The sequence below is a fragment of the Streptomyces sp. NBC_01197 genome (assembly GCF_036010505.1).
Lineage (GTDB): Bacteria > Actinomycetota > Actinomycetes > Streptomycetales > Streptomycetaceae > Streptomyces.
In genome coordinates this window covers 6,241,603-6,256,159 of the sequence record NZ_CP108569.1, presented here as the reverse complement: position 1 = coordinate 6,256,159, position 14,557 = coordinate 6,241,603, and the positions used below count along the sequence as shown (strand labels likewise).

The window sequence follows — 14,557 nt, the reverse complement described above, 5'->3', positions numbered from 1 at the left end:
CGCGGCTGCGCGACCCGGAGGAGACGGCACCCCCTCCCACCTGCCCGTCACGGGACTCGTAGCAGGGGGCCGTCCGGCCCTAACCGACCGCGGAGACGCAGGTGGTGGGGGTGGCGTGTGCGGGGTCGAGGGCGTTGGCGACCTCGTGGTACGCGATCCGGTCGGTCAGGCCGATGGTGACGTGCTCGGAGATGTCGGCGGCGCACTTGTCCTGGAGCAGCACGTTGTTGACGTCCGGGCCGCTGAGGAACTGTGTCTTGTAGGGGGTGACCACCTCGTCGTACTTGGTGGCGATGACGGTGTAGTGCACGCCGGGCACCGTGTCGGGCACCGAGTTGAGTCTGGTGACGAAGGGTGAGCCGGCGACCTGGTCGGTGAGGCCCGGTGCGCCCTTCTTGAGGATGTCGGCGGCGCCGGGGAAGTACGGCAGGAGCTTGGTGAGCCCCGACAGGGTGGTGCCGTGGTTGTCGGGGGCGATGCCGGTCATCGAGTTCACCTTGGCGGCTCCGCCGAGGAACTTGATGTAGTAGTTCGGCATCATGCCGCCCTGCGAGTGGCCGACGATGTCGGCCTTCGGGGTGCTGGTCGCCGCGAGCACCTTGTCGACAAACGTGGAGAGCTGGGCGGCCGACTGCTCGATCGGGGCGAGCCCGTCGAAGAGGGTCTCGCCGGGGAGCTGTCCGTAGTCGAGCGAGAAGACGCAGTAGCCGCGGTTGACCAGGTACGGGGCGAGTACCAGCCAGTTGTCGGCCGCGTTCCCGAAGGTGCCGGGGACGAGGACGACCGGCCGGGGGTGAGCCGCCGACGGTTTGCAGGAGTAGTTGTTCCATCCGCTGCTGGGGGCGGCGGCCTGCGCCGTCGTGGCAGCGGGGACCGCTGCGGCGGTGACCGCCAGTGCCAGCGCGGGGAGGGCTCCGAACGCACGCTTCCAGGGCATCATCGAGTGATCTCCTTGCGACTCAAGGGAGTGACGACGGATGTTCGCCCTGCGGCCCGGACCACCAGGTGTTCTGCTCACGCCAAATTACGCGCGAGTAAGGTAGCGGGGGAAGTTACGCGTCAGTAAAGAACTGATGGAGGATCAGGAACTGATCTTCGCCGTTCGCCGGCCTTCGCGATCCGCCGGCCTTCGCCGTCGCTGGTCTTCGCGGCTCACGGTACAGCGGACCGCCGTACGGACCTGCCCGCACGGCGCGTGTGTCGCCGTTCCTGCGCGGCGAGCGTCCCCGGCACGATCGCCCCCGGTCCGAACCGCGCCCGGGCCCGGTCGGCGACCGCCTCGATGCGGCGCGCCTTGTCGTCGGTGGGGTCGAACATCAGCTGATGGGCGGCGTGCTCGGCCGGTGTCAGCCCCTCGGCGCGCAGCGCGATCCCGCGCACCCGGGCGCGCTGGAGCCCGAGCGAGTCATGGATCGCGTACGCCGCGGCGGTGAGCGCCGCGGAGTGCGCGGTCCGCTCGTGCAGGGTGCGGCCGCGGATGGTGGTGGACCGGTCGGCGTACCGCACGGTGAGCGTCAGCGAGCCGCACACCTGCCCCTCACGGCGCATCCGGGCGCCCAGTTCCTCGGTGAGCGAGAGCAGGGCCCCGCGCTGCCGGTCGCGGTCCAGTTCGTCGCGGGGGAAGGACCGTTCGGACGAGACCGAGCGGGCAGCGGCGTTCGGCACGACCCGCGTACGGTCGATGCCCCGCGCCCGCTCCTGGAGTTCGCGCCCGGCGCGCGCTCCGGCGATCCGCTGGAGGGTGGCGAGGGGCGCGGCGGCGATCCTGCCGATGGAGTCGAGTCCGTACGAGCAGAGGGTGCGGGCCAGCTTCGGCCCGACCCCCTGGAGCGCGGCGGCGGGTTTGTCCGCGAGGAACGTCCGGGCGTCACCGGCCACCAGGGTCGTTCCCGGCCGGGCCTCCCGCGCGGCCATCCGGGCCAGCAGCGGATTGGCGCCCACCCCGATCGCGCAGTCGAGACCGTGGTGCGCGAGCGCCCGCACCCGCAGCAGCGCGGCGAGTTCGGTGGCGCTCCGCCCGAAGTACCGCTGTGCACCGCCCACGTCGATGAGCGCGGAGTCGGGCGGGAAGGCCTGGACCACCGGGGTGAGGTCCTCGATCAGGTCGAGCGGCAGGGCCTCGGGCGTGAACCGTACGGAGAGGATCATCCCGCGCTCCCCTGGCTGGAGTGCCAGAGCTTGCGCCCGGTGGTGTTCGGGTCCCCGGCGGGCCTGAGGTCCGCCCAGGGGTTCATCTCGTAGCCGGTGGAGAGCTGGATGCGGCGGCCGTTGTCGGCCGGTTCCTCCATTCCGTCCGCCCCGCCCCTTCCGTCCGGCGCGGGCGCGGCCAGGGCGGCGGCGACGGCCTCGAGACCGCCGGTACGCCGCAGTTCGACCAGATCGGCCAGGTTCCAGGCCGCCGAGCCGACCACGCTGAGGCTGCGCGGCCCGCGCCGCTGCACCACTCCGCGCACCAGCAGCAGCCAGGAGTGGAAGACGGTGTACGCGCACGTGGCATGGCTGTCGTCGAAGAAGGCGAGGTCGACCAGGCCCGTGCCGTCGTCCAGGGTGGTGAAGACGACCCGGCGCCCGGAGCGGATCGGCGGGGTCTGGGTGGCGGCCTTGGCGCCCGCGACCAGGACGCTCTGCCCGTGCTCGGCGGAGCGCAGCCGCCGGGCTGAGAGCGCGCCCAGTTCCTTCAGGAAGGCGTAGTGGTCCTCCATCAGATGGCGCGACGAGTCCATGCCGAGGATGCCGAGTTCGGCGCTGAGCCGCTCGGTGTCGCTGAGGTCGGGCAGACCGGCCGATGCGGCCTTCCGCCCTTCGCCCAGGGCGAGTTGGCCGCTGTGCGCGGATCCGCCGCGGCCCGCGTGCAGTTCGGAGATGTGCAGCAGCAGATCCCGGCGGTTCGCGCCGAACGCGTCCAGCGCGCCGACCTGGGCGAGCCGCTGGGCGACCGGCTTTCCCGGCCGGGCGCGCTGCCAGAAGTCCAGCAGGGAGGAGTAGGGCTGACCGGTCTCGATCCGTTCGGCCTCGGCCTCGCTGATGCCGTGGACGTCGGAGAGCGCGAGCCGGACACCGAGCTTGCCGGACACCAGTTCGATACGGTGAGCGACCGCCGACCGGTTCACGTCCAGCGGCAGCACCGGAACCCCGCGCCGCCGTGCGTCCGCCAGCAGCAGCCGCTTCGGATACATCCCCGGGTCGTGGGTGAGCAGCCCCGCGTAGAAGGCGGCGGGGTGGTGCGCCTTGAGCCAGGCGGACTGGTACGTCGGCACGGCGAAGGCCACCGCGTGCGCCTTGCAGAAGCCGTACGCGCCGAACGCCTCGACGATCTCCCAGGTGTGCGCGGTGACTTCGGGCGCATAGCCGCGCTCCGCCGTCGCCGCGGCGAACCAGGCGCGGATACGCCCCTGCCACTCGGGGTCGGACAGCCGGCGCCGCGCCTGGTCCGCCTCGTCCCGCCCGCAGCCCGTCATGATCCGCAGGATCTCGATGATCTGCTCGTGGAAGACGACGACCCCGTACGTGCCGCTCAGCGCCTCCGCCAGATCGGGGTGCGGGAAGCGCACCGGCGCGCGGCCGTGCCGGGCTTCGATGAAGGGCCGCACCATGTCGGCCGCGACCGGCCCCGGCCGGAACAGCGAGATGTCGACGACCAGATCGTCGAAGGTGGCGGGCTGCAGCCGCCCCACCAGGTCGCGCTGGCCCGGCGATTCGATCTGGAAGCAGCCCAGCGTCTCGGTGGAGCGGATGAGCGCGTACGTCGCGGGGTCGCCCGCCGGCACCTGGGCGGGGTCGTCCAGGTCGAGCCGCTCCCCGGTGGCCCGGCCGATCTCGGCGACGGCGTGGGCCATCGCGGACTGCATCCGCACCCCCAGCACATCGAGCTTGAGCAGCCCCAGGTCCTCCACGTCCTCCTTGTCGAACTGGGACATCGGGAAGCCCTCGCCGCTGGTCGGCATCACCGGCGTGCGCCGCAGCAGGGAGGCGTCGGAGAGCAGCACCCCGCACGGGTGCATGGCGATTCCGCGCGGCAGCGCGTCGAGCCCCTCGACCAGCTCCCACAGCCGTCCGTACTTCCCGCCGTCCCGCTTCGACTCCTCGGCCACGGCGCGCAGTTCGGGCAGCTCAGCCAGCGCGGCACGGGCATCGCGGGCACGGATGTGCGGGAAGGCCTTGGCGAGCCGGTCGGTCTCCGCCGGGTCCATGGACAGGGCGGCGCCCACGTCCCGTATCGCGTGGCGCACCCGGTAGGTCTCCGGCATGGCCACGGTGGCGACCCGCTCGGCGCCGAAGCGGCCGATGATCGCGCGGTAGACGTCGAGCCTGCGGGCCGACTCGACGTCGATGTCGATGTCGGGCAGCGCGAGCCTGCGCCGGGAGAGGAAGCGCTCCATCAGCAGCCCGTGCTCGACGGGGTCCGCGTTGGCGATGCCCAGGAGATGGTTGACGAGGGACCCCGCACCGGAGCCGCGGGCCGCGACCCGGATACCCATCTCCTTCACATCGTCCACGACCCGGGCGACGGTCAGGAAGTACGAGGCGTGGCCGTGGAAGGCGATGATGTCCAGCTCGTGGTGCACCCGCTCCCAGTACTCGCGCCTGCGGTCGTAACCGCGCAGCACCATGCCGGCGGCGGCCCGGGAGGCGAGCACGCGCTGTGCGGTGCGATGGGCGGCGCCGACGAGACGCGGTTCGGGGAAGTGGACGGTGCCCATACCGAGGTCGTCCTCGGCGTCGACGCTGCACGAGGCGGCCAGCGCCTGGGTCTCGTCGATCAGCCGGTGTGCGGTGTCCCGGCGGAAGCCCGCCGCCTCGGCGATCCGCTCGGCGGTGCGGAACATCTCACCGGCGTCCTTGAGCCAGCGCTCACCGCTGTCGAGGCCCTTGCGCGGATCGACGGGCACCAGCCTGCGGGCGGCGTCGAGGACGTCGGCTACGGGGCCCTGCCCCTGGTCGGCGTAGCGGACGGCGTTGGTCAGTACGGGGCGTACGCCCTGCTCGGCGGCGAAGCCGAGCGTGCGGGCGGCGAGTCTGAGCGAGCCGGGCCCGGTGCCGCTCAGCCCGTGGTGGACCGCTTCGAGGCGCAGCGCGTCGCCGTGCGCCTCCCGCCAGGGCCCGAGCAGGGCGGCGGCCCGGTCGGGGCGGCCGGCGGCGAGCGCACGGCCGACGTCGGAGTCCGGGCCGAGCAGGACGGCGAGACCGTCCCCGTGGTTCTCGTCCCAGGGCAGCAGGGGCCGCTCCCCGCCCGCGTGGGCCGCGGTGACCAGCCGGCACAGGGCCGCCCAGCCCGCCGAGCCGTCCCGGGCGAGGAAGGTCGCGCGGGGCACGGACTCGTCGACGAACACTCCGCCGCGCACGGGGGCGCGCATCCGGTGCGTGGGCCCCTCGGCCCGCGCCCGCCCGCCAACCGCGAGCCGCGCGCCGAACAGCGGCCGCACCCCGGCCGCGGCACAGGCCTTGGCGAAGCGGACGGTGCCGGAGAGGGTGTCCCGGTCGGTCAGCGCGATGGCGTCCATACCCCGCTCGGCGGCCCGCTCGGCGAGCCGTTCCGGGTGGGAGGCCCCGTACCGCAGGGAGAACCCCGAGACGGTGTGGAGATGCGTGAAACCGGGCATCCGCCGCACCTCCTGCTCCGCTGATCCAGTCCGTTCCTGACCCCCTTCACCACCATAGACCACTTTCGAATACTTGTGCGATTAACGGCGCGTCAGCCATTCGGGCCCGCCCCACCTGCGCAAACACCCCCTCTACCGGACCGTGGGTCCATGACTTTCCTGGACGAGATGAAGACCGCTGTCACTCCGCGCGCGGCGCTGCTCGTCATCGGCACGCTGGTGCTGCAGCTGCTGTTCATCGCGTCCTATGTGGGGGCTCTGCACAATCCCGCCCCGAAGGACGTCCCCTTCGGGGTCGTCGCGCCCGCGCAGGCGGCCCCGCGGCTGGTCAGCGAACTCAAGGGGCTGCCCGGCGGACCGCTGGACCCGCGTACGGCCGCCGGCGCGGCCGACGCCCGGAAGAAGATCCTGAACCGTGATCTCGACGGCGCCCTGATCGTCAGCCCCAACGGTTCGAAGGACACGCTCCTGGTCGCGTCCGGCGGCGGGACCGTACTGTCCTCGTCGCTCGACCGGATCATCACTGGCGTGGAGAAGACACAGCGGCGGAGCGTGCGGACCGTCGACGTGGCGCCGGCGTCGGCCCAGGACTTCGACGGGCTCTCCGCGTTCTACCTGGTCGTCGGATGGTGCGTCGGCGGCTACCTCTGCGCGTCGATCCTGGCGATCAGCGCGGGCTCCCGGGCCGCCAACGGACGGCGCGCCGCGCTCAGGCTCATCACCATGGCGCTCTACTCGGTCCTGGGCGGGCTGGGGGGCGCGGTCATCGTCGGTCCGGTGCTCGGTGCGCTGCCCGGCAGTGTCCTGGGACTCTGGGGTCTCGGCGCGCTGGTCGTCTTCGGGGTCGGCGCGATCACTCTCGCCCTGCAGGCGCTCACCGGCATCGTGGGGATCGGTCTGGCCGTCCTGCTGGTGGTGATCGCGGGCAACCCGAGCGCGGGCGGCGCCTTCCCGCTGCCGATGCTGCCGCCGTTCTGGCACGCGATCGGCCCCTGGCTGCCCCCGGGCGCGGGCACCTGGACGGCGCGCTCCATCGCGTACTTCAGGGGCAACTCCGTCACCGGACCGCTGCTGGTGCTCTCCGGCTGGGCGGTGGTGGGCACGGCGATCACGCTCGGTATGTCCACGTTCCGCAGGAGGCCTCCCACCGCCCCGGAGCCGCGGGAGATCCCCCGGCCCTGAGGCGGCTCGGCAGCGGCCGGACGGCAGAGGCCCGGCCCGTCACAAGGACGGGCCGGGCCCGGTGCTGTCCGCAGTGTGTGTTACTGAAGCGTCAGCCGATCGTCGCCCCGAAGGCGGCCAGCGCCGCGGGCACCGGCTGGAAGAACGTCTCCCCGCCGGCCGAGCAGTCACCGCTGCCGCCCGAGGTAAGACCGATCGCACTGTCGCCCGCGAAGAGCGCGCCGCCGCTGTCGCCGGGCTCGGCGCAGACATCGGTCTGGATGAGACCGTTGACGACGTCGCCGTTGCCGTAGTTGACGGTGGCGTTGAGCCCCTTCACCGTGCCGCCGTGCACCTGTGTGGTGGAACCGCTGCGCTGGACCGCCATGCCGACCGTCGCTTCGGCCGCCTTGGTGATCGGCTGCGTCTTGCCGTTGTAGAGGTCGACCTCACTCGGGTGCGGGGTGTCCGCCGTGTACTTCACCAGGCCGTAGTCGTGGCCGGGGAAGTCGGAGGCCGCGTTGGTGCCGATCTCGGAGCCGCCCTGCGAGTCCGACCAGCTGCTGACGGCCTGGGTGCAGTGCCCGGCGGTGATGAAGTACGGCTGGCCGTCCTTGACCACGTTGAAGCCGAGCGAGCAGCGGGCGCTGGAGCCCCAGATGGCGTCACCGCCCGCGATGAGGGGCTTGAACTCCCCCGCGCTGCGCTTGAGTTCGGCCTTGGAGCCGAGGCCCTTGACGACACTGTCCAGCTTCGAGAGCTTCGCGCCGGAGACGGTGCGGTCGGCGGTGACGACGATCTTGTTACTGACCGGGTCCACCGCCCACGAGGTGCCCGGCAGCGATGCCTTGTCGGCCAGGGTCTTGCGCGCACCGGTCAGCGCGGCCATCGAGTTCTGGACGACTCTCGCCCGGCCGCCCGCCTTGCGTACGCCCTGGGCCGCCGCCTCGTCGACGACGTTCACCACCAGATGCTTGCTCTTGGCGTCGTAGTACGAGCCGGCCGCGTCGGCGCCCAGTGTGTGGGTCAGCGTCGAGGCCAGGGTCCCGGCCGCGGTCACGGACAGCGTCTTCAACGGGGAGGCCGGTGCTGCCTCGCTGGCGTTGGCCGTCTGGAAGGTGACGCCTGCGGCGATCAGCGCGGCGGCACCGGTCGCCGCCGCGATCACTCGGCGCTTGGGTATGCGTCGGTGCTTCAACTTCGACCTCCTGTGGGGGCCGCTTCCGGTCATGTGGGGTGACCGGAAGCGGAGGATGGAGCCGCCCACTATTCCGACAGTCACAGCTCGTACACAAGGTCGGCCCATGGACGGGCACACGACACCGACAAGCCGCCCGCACTCCGTTCACGAATGGGGCGCCTCCCGGAGGGACTCAAGGGGAGATAAGCCGCTTCGGTCGACAAATCAATGCCGCCTGTCCGACGGCCGCCGTCCGCTATCCACCGCCGGGGGACCGGATTGCGACCGGGTTGCGGGTGGATTGCGGGCGGATTGCGGGCGCCCCCTCAGCCGTATCCGCAGCTTCTCGGCAACTCCGTGCCCCTGAAAGCGCGCTGATGGGTAATCATCGGAACGAAGGGGGATGCCAGTGCACACGATGCATGCATACGGCACAGAGGGACCGGGGCTGCGCGGGCGGGTTCGCGCGCCGGACGGACGTCATCTCACAGTGGAACGTCTCGGCGATCCGCGCGGCAGGCCGGTGTTCCTGCTGCACGGCACCCCGGGCAGCAGACTCGGGCCCGCCCCGCGCGGCATGGTGCTCTATCAGCGCAGAATGCAGCTCATCGCCTTCGACCGCCCCGGCTACGGAGGCAGTGACCGGCTGCCGGGACGCAGCGTCGCCGATGTCGCCCAGGACGTCGGGGCGATCGCGGACGCGCTGGGCATCGAGAGGTTCGCCGTCGCGGGCCGGTCGGGCGGCGCACCCCACGCGCTGGCCTGTGCGGCCCTGCTGCCCGGCCGGGTCACCAGAGCGGCCGCCCTGGTGACACTCGCCCCGCGGGACGCCGTCGGGCTCGACTGGTTCGAGGGCATGGCCGCGTCCAACGTCCGGGAGTACACCACCGCGTCCGACGACCCCGACGGCCTGGCGGCCCGGCTCATCCCGCGCTCGGCGGAGATCAGGAAGAACCCCGTCCGCCTGCTCGACCAGCTGTTCAGCGACCTCACCGACTCCGACCGCCGAGTCGTCAACGACGCGGGCGTACGGGCCATGCTGCTGCGCAACTACCAGGAGGCGCTGCGCACTTCACCGTACGGCTGGATCGACGACGCGCTGGCGTTCTCCCACCCCTGGGGTTTCGACCCCGCCGACATCCGCAGCCCGATCATGCTGTGGCACGGGGTGAAGGACGTCTTCTCGCCCGTCGGCCACTCCCGCTGGCTGGCCCGGCGCATCCCGGGCGCGACGGCCGTACTCGAACCGGCCGCCGCGCACTTCGACGCGCTGCACGCGCTCCCCCGCATCCTCAACTGGCTGCTGGACGAGTGAGGACCGGGGCACGCGGCAGCGCTCCGGCCCGTCACACCACGAGCGGCTCCAGGTCCCGGCTGAACCGCCGCGCGTCGCCCGCGATCCCCACGTAGTCGTGGTCGTCACCGAGCTGCCGCTGCAGCTCGGTGACGGTCTCCGCCCTCAGCAGCTGCGCCTCCTCCTTGCGCCCGAGTGCGTCCAGCGTCACCGACATGTTGGACGCACAGGCCAGGGTCTCCGGATGATGGGCGCCGACGACCTCGCGCAGCGCCGCGACCACCCGGCGCTCGATCTCCAGGGCCTTCGGGAGATCGCCCAGCTCGGCCGTCACATTGGCGAGGTTGACGGTCGCGAACAGCACATGCGGATGACGGGGGTTCAGTACGTCGCTCATCGCCCTGATCGTGCTGGCGAGCACCGATTCGGCGGTGTCCAGCGCACCGCAGGCCCCCTGGAAGATACCGAGGTTGTTCATGGCGGTGAGGGTGTACGGATGCCGCTCCCCCGGCATCTTCATGTACTGGTCGACCACCGCCTGCGCGGTGTCCCGCGCCCCCACCGCGTCCCCGGCGGCGAACAGGTCGGCCGCGAAGTTCAGGTCGCAGGCCAGCCAGTCCGGGTTCGCCACCGTGTACTTGATGCGGTACCGGTCCCGGGTGGCCGAGGTCAGCCGCCTGGCGTCCTCCGGGCGGCCGGCCCTGCGCAGCGAGACGGCCAGGCTCTTGGCCGCCGCGAGCGTACCGGGGAAGGCCCGGCCCAGCTGCTCCTTGAAGATCTGGTACGTCCGCGAGAGCAGCACGACGGAGTCCTCGTACCGGCCGACCTCGCGCAGGTCGCGGGCGAGGTTCTGCGCGGACGAGAGGGTGTACGGATGCTCCGGGCCGAGCACTTCGGTGCGGCGGTCGTAGACGTCCTGGTCCATCTCGCGCGCGCGGGCGTACTGGCCGGCGATCCGCAGGTTCAGCGCCAGGTTGTTGGCCGCGGCCAGGGTCCTCGGATGCGACTCGTCGAAGATCTCCTTGAACCCCTCGTACGCCTCGGTCGCCAGCGTCATGGCCCTGCTGTACTCACCGACCGCACCCAGGTCCATGGCCAGGGCGCTGGTGGTCATGTAGGTGTGCGGATGCGAAGGGCCGAGCTCCGGGAGCTGCTCGCGCTGGCGCCGCAGGGTCTCCTCGTCCAGCTCCATGGCCTCCACGTAACGACCGCGCGAGCGGAGGATGTTGGAGAGGTGGAAGCGGAGGTAGAGGTACTGGAGGTCGTTGTTGCCGAGGCGTTCGCGCCACACCTCGCGCAGCTCGCCGGCGAGGGCTGCCGCCGTGACGAAGTCACCGCGCTTCCACAGGTAGCGCACCCGGTCGATCATCAGCCGGCGGGTCTCCGGCTCCTTGCAGAGCCTGGCCTCCGACGGGCCCAGGTGCGGCCAGATGGGGGCGAAGTCGGGCCAGGTGCCGGGATTGTCTATCGGCTCGTCACCGTCGGGCCTGGCGCCCGCGAGGATCATATGGACGGCGTGCCGTGCGTCGTCCCGCTCCGCGTGGCTGAGCTGTGCCTTGATCACGGCCTGCACCAGGCGGTGCACCTGGATGGAGCCGCCCACCGGGTCCACCTTGGCGAGCGCGAAGCGGCCGATCTCCCGGATGACCCGGCCGAGCACCAGCTTCTCCTGGAGCGTCGCGTCGTACGGCTTGAGCGCGTCGATCATCTCCCGGCTGTAGAGGAGCTTGGCCGAGATCGGTTCCGGCGCGAAGAAGGCGCAGAGCTGGAGCAGCCGGACCGCGGCGGGCGAGCGCTCCTTGAGGCGGGCGATGGACACGTTCCAGGTGGCGGCCACCGGTTCGGGGTACCCGGCGGGCTGGTTGAGGGCGAGGACGCTCTCGGCCTCCTGGGCCAGCTGTTCCAGATAGGTGTCGACGGGGGTGGCGGTCTCGGCGATCCAGGCCGCCGCCTGCTCGACGGCGAGCGGCAGATCGCCCACCGCCTCGGCGACCCGGGCCGCGTCGTCGGCGGAGAGCCCCGGCGCCCGGCGCTGGATGTGCTCGACGGACTCCTCCCGCATGAAGACGTCGACGGGCAGCGCGTCCCCGTACTGCGACCAGGTCTGGTTCCGCGAGGTCACCAGCACATGGCCGGGGCCGCCCGGCGGGAAGAAGCGCTTGAGCTGCTCGGGATCGTCCGCGTTGTCGAAGACCAGCAGCCAACGCGAGGTGGGCACCCCGCGGCGCAGCAGATCGATGGCCTCCTGCGAGGCGGACGCCATGTCGTCGGCGCCCTGGGTGCCAAGACGGACGGCGAGTTCGGCGAGGCCGGCGATCACGTCGTCGGTCTGTTCGGCGGAGATCCACCAGACCAGGTCGTAGTCGGCCATGAAGCGGTGTACGTACTCCAGGGCCACCTGGGTCTTGCCGACGCCGCCGAGGCCGTACAGCGTCTGGGGCTGCGGCAGGACCACGGCCATCCCGCCGCCGAGCTGGTCGCGCATCCGCTCCAGTACCAGGGAGCGCCCGGTGAAGCCGGAGTTGCGGGCCGGGGCGTTCCAGATCTTCGGGACGGTGCCGGGGAACCGCGGCCCCGGCGCCACCCCGTCGACCGCCTGGCCCGGCCGGTCCACCGCCCGCAGCAGCGCAGCGGTGGCGTGCACCTCGTCGAGCCGGAACAGGTCGACCGGGTTGCGGTCGATGTAGGGCGTGGTCAGCCGTACGTCACCGACGCGCAGCGGCAGCAGATGCCTGCGGGTCCCGGAGGGGTCCTCGGCGGCCGAGCGCTGCCAGACCTCCACCGCGCGGGCCGACTTGAGATAGGCGCTGGACAGCACGACGACGGTACGGGCCGCGCCGTCGGCCGCCGCGGTCTCCGCGTCGGACGGTGGCGCCTCGGCCGACACGTCGCGCGGCACCACCCGGAATCCGGCGCGGGTGAGCACTGACTCGATCCAGTCCGCCCACATCCGGTTCTCGGCCACATAGCTGAGCAGCAGATCGGCGGGGAGCGCGGGGCGGCGGCGGGTGAAGGCGTCCCTGATGCGCAGCCTGACCTCTTCGGGGATCTGCGGCATCGAGGTGATCTGCCGGTCGGTGACGACGGAGGCGAGCCGTTCGAAGGCGGAGAGCAGCGAGTTGGTGAGCCCTGCCTCGTCGCCGAAGGTGGCCAGGGTCTCCTCGTAGGCGTAGTAGGGGCGGTACGGGATCTCGACCGCTCCCCAGTACGCGGTGAGCTCCTCGCCCGTGAGCCCGCGCGGCAGCCCGTCGAACCGGAGCCTGGCCAGGGCCCGTCCCGCGTCCGCCTTCTCCTTCTCGCCCTCGTCGATCCGCATCGGGACGGGCAGGATCTGGATGCCCCGGCCGCCGTCGTGCTTGTCGATCTGGCGGGCCACGGCGGCGGCGCCGTCGATGGACTGGTCGCTGAGGGTGAAGCAGTCGACGAGCGCGTCGGGCAGATGGACGGTGCAGATGTCGGCGATGTCGCTGAGCCCGGTCCTGCTGTCGATGAGGACGTAGTCGTAGTTGGCCTTCATGTCGTCGCGCAGCGCGTCGAAGAAGTGGCCGCCGCCGAGCCGGTCGTAGAAGTTGTCCCAGTCGAAGGTGGAGACGGTGGCGGAGTACTCGCGGTTCTGCCGGCCGGCCGACACGAAGTCGAGCGTGCCGCCGTCGGGGAACTCCCAGCCCAGCGTCTCCGGTGTCAGCGAGACGGCGTGCTGCTGGATACGGGCGTAGTCCCGGTGCCAGTCGTCGGGGCGCGGGACGGGGCTGGTGGCCGCCCAGGCGTACTCGGTGATCAGGTCGATGATCCCGGTGGTGGCGCCGAGCGTGGACGGGTCGAGGAAGGGGTGGAAGAAGCGGTAGAGGCCCGGTGCCTCCAGGTCCCAGTCGACCGCGAGGACGCGTCTGCCGTTGGCGGCCAGGATCCAGGCGGTGTTGGCCAGGGCCATGGTCCGGCCGGTACCTCCCTTGTACGAGTAGAAGGTGACGATGCGTCCGTCACGACCTGCCGTCATCCGTGTCCTCCGCATCGAGCGCGAGATCCTGAGTTGCCGGTATGTAGCGGGTGGCGGCCTGCTCGGTCGCCATCGGGCCGATGAGCCGGGGCCGTTCGTGGTGGCCGCCGCCGCCCGGCGGGTAGACGGCTGCGTGCTTCAGATACTGCTGGGCGGCGGCCTCCACCACCTGGGGGAGGATCTGGCCGAAGGCCTCCATGCTCGGGACGCCCTTGGCCGCGGCTCTCGACGCGGCGCGCCCCTCCCGCATCTTGGACGGCATGGTGTCCTCAAGACGGCCGGTGAGCTCGGCCTCGGAGGCTCTGCTCTGGTGGTCGTCGCGGTTCCAGGGGACCACCACACTCACCCAGGGGCGGTGCTCGGAGTCGAAGGCGGCGAGCCGCTGGCGCCGCTCGTCGTCGTGCAGGGCCCAGCGGTCGACGAGCAGGACCTCGGGACGTGACGGAGGCTGCTTCCCGTCGAGGTGGAGTACTTCCTCGTCGAACGAGGTGACGGTGGCCTGGTAGTTGAGCGAGCGGACCAGGTCCTCGGCCAGCCGGGACAGCGGCTGCGCGGAGACGGGGTGGTACGGATTCCAGTCCAGCGGGGTGTCCCCGTAGTACTCGGAATGCCGGCCGTCGGGAAGGTCGTGGCGGGTGGGCGCTGCGACGGTCAGTTTCATCGGGCGCGGGCCCGCGCTGGGCGGGCCGAAGGCGCTGGGTATGGCCCGGTAGTCGACGGGGCGGCACGGGCCGACGTCCGATGCGTCGGCGACGCTCACAATGCGTTTGGCCAGTTCGTAGACTGCCCGCTCGTACTCCTCGGCGAATATCCGCAGTTTGACGAGACCGTAGAGCCCGTCGGTCACATAGCGCTCGCCGAAAGCACGGTGGTTGAACTGCAACCGCGCTGCCGGGCCCGGCAGTTGGTGCGGCGGCACGGGGACCCAGAGGGCGGGGACTATCGCGTCGGCCGTGCGGTTGCTGCGGACCTGTTCCTGAATGGCGCGCTGGGCGAAGGCGTACCACTCCTTGCCGCACATCTCGCTGCCGAAATAGCGGGGCGAGAAGAGCGGTACGAAGACCCGGCAGGTGGCGAGGACTTCGCCGAGCCGCTCCGACCAGCCCTCCCCCGAGCGCAGCTCCCGGTCTATGAAGCCCGCGGGCGCTCCCGCGGGCAGATTGGTCATGGCCATCACATGGGCGCAGAGGTCACGGAAGAGCCGCTCGACCCACATGTCCGGGTCGGGCCCGACGGCTCCGTGTTTCGGAGTGTGCGCATAGCTGAGAAAAAAATACGGCCTGTGGTTCGCCGCTCTCGGCTGTTCCGATGCTGCCAACTCGGCC

8 protein-coding genes are annotated in these 14,557 nt (G+C 71.5%); 2 read left to right on the top strand and 6 right to left on the bottom strand.

All coding sequences use genetic code 11. The features are described 5' to 3' along the window. Nucleotides 1-79: 79 nt before the first annotated feature. The 3 genes from OG452_RS28735 to OG452_RS28725 form a co-directional block, all read right to left on the bottom strand. On the bottom strand, nt 80-940 hold the full coding sequence (locus OG452_RS28735; protein ID WP_327298464.1) for an esterase/lipase family protein: 861 nt from the start codon (nt 938-940) through the stop codon (nt 80-82). A gap of 212 nt (nt 941-1,152) precedes the next feature. Then, nucleotides 1,153-2,148, bottom strand: coding sequence for a DNA polymerase Y family protein (locus OG452_RS28730; RefSeq protein WP_327298463.1), 996 nt, complete (start codon nt 2,146-2,148; stop codon nt 1,153-1,155). Continuing rightward, nucleotides 2,145-5,600: a DNA polymerase III subunit alpha gene (locus OG452_RS28725; protein ID WP_327298462.1), complete on the bottom strand. Its 3,456-nt coding sequence runs from the start codon at nt 5,598-5,600 to the stop codon at nt 2,145-2,147. The genes OG452_RS28730 and OG452_RS28725 overlap by 4 nt, the downstream gene beginning before the upstream one ends. A 150-nt stretch (nt 5,601-5,750) precedes the next feature. On the opposite strand from OG452_RS28725, the gene OG452_RS28720 reads away from it, so the two are divergent. After that, entirely contained in the window at nt 5,751-6,782 is a 1,032-nt protein-coding gene (locus OG452_RS28720) for a DUF3533 domain-containing protein (RefSeq protein ID WP_327298461.1), read from the top strand. A 91-nt stretch (nt 6,783-6,873) separates the two neighbouring features. Here OG452_RS28720 and OG452_RS28715 read toward each other — a convergent pair whose 3' ends face one another. After that, on the bottom strand, nt 6,874-7,959 hold the full coding sequence (locus OG452_RS28715; protein ID WP_327298460.1) for a S1 family peptidase: 1,086 nt from the start codon (nt 7,957-7,959) through the stop codon (nt 6,874-6,876). A 430-nt stretch (nt 7,960-8,389) separates the two neighbouring features. Between OG452_RS28715 and OG452_RS28710 the strand changes: the two genes are divergently transcribed. Beyond that, a complete protein-coding gene (locus tag OG452_RS28710; protein ID WP_327299820.1) occupies nt 8,390-9,256 on the top strand; it encodes an alpha/beta fold hydrolase in 867 nt (288 codons plus the stop codon). Between the two features lie 31 nt (nt 9,257-9,287). On the opposite strand, the gene fxsT is transcribed toward OG452_RS28710, so the two are convergent. Together fxsT and fsxC are read right to left on the bottom strand one after the other, a co-directional pair. Then, the gene (gene fxsT / locus OG452_RS28705; RefSeq protein ID WP_327298459.1) at nt 9,288-13,232 is read right to left on the bottom strand and encodes an FxSxx-COOH system tetratricopeptide repeat protein; all 3,945 of its coding nucleotides are present in this window, start codon (nt 13,230-13,232) and stop codon (nt 9,288-9,290) included. Next, nucleotides 13,216-14,550, bottom strand: a complete 1,335-nt coding sequence (gene fsxC, locus OG452_RS28700; RefSeq protein ID WP_327298458.1) for an FxsC protein — start codon at nt 14,548-14,550, stop codon at nt 13,216-13,218. The genes fxsT and fsxC overlap by 17 nt, the downstream gene beginning before the upstream one ends. Nucleotides 14,551-14,557 lie beyond the last annotated feature (7 nt).

Coding starts and splice junctions, on each gene's coding strand:
- OG452_RS28720 (WP_327298461.1), top strand. CDS start 5,751: ATGACTTTCCTGGACGAGATGAAGACCGCTGTCACTCCGCGCGCGGCG.
- OG452_RS28730 (WP_327298463.1), bottom strand. CDS start 2,148: ATGATCCTCTCCGTACGGTTCACGCCCGAGGCCCTGCCGCTCGACCTG.
- OG452_RS28725 (WP_327298462.1), bottom strand. CDS start 5,600: ATGCCCGGTTTCACGCATCTCCACACCGTCTCGGGGTTCTCCCTGCGG.
- fxsT (WP_327298459.1), bottom strand. CDS start 13,232: ATGACGGCAGGTCGTGACGGACGCATCGTCACCTTCTACTCGTACAAG.
- OG452_RS28735 (WP_327298464.1), bottom strand. CDS start 940: ATGATGCCCTGGAAGCGTGCGTTCGGAGCCCTCCCCGCGCTGGCACTG.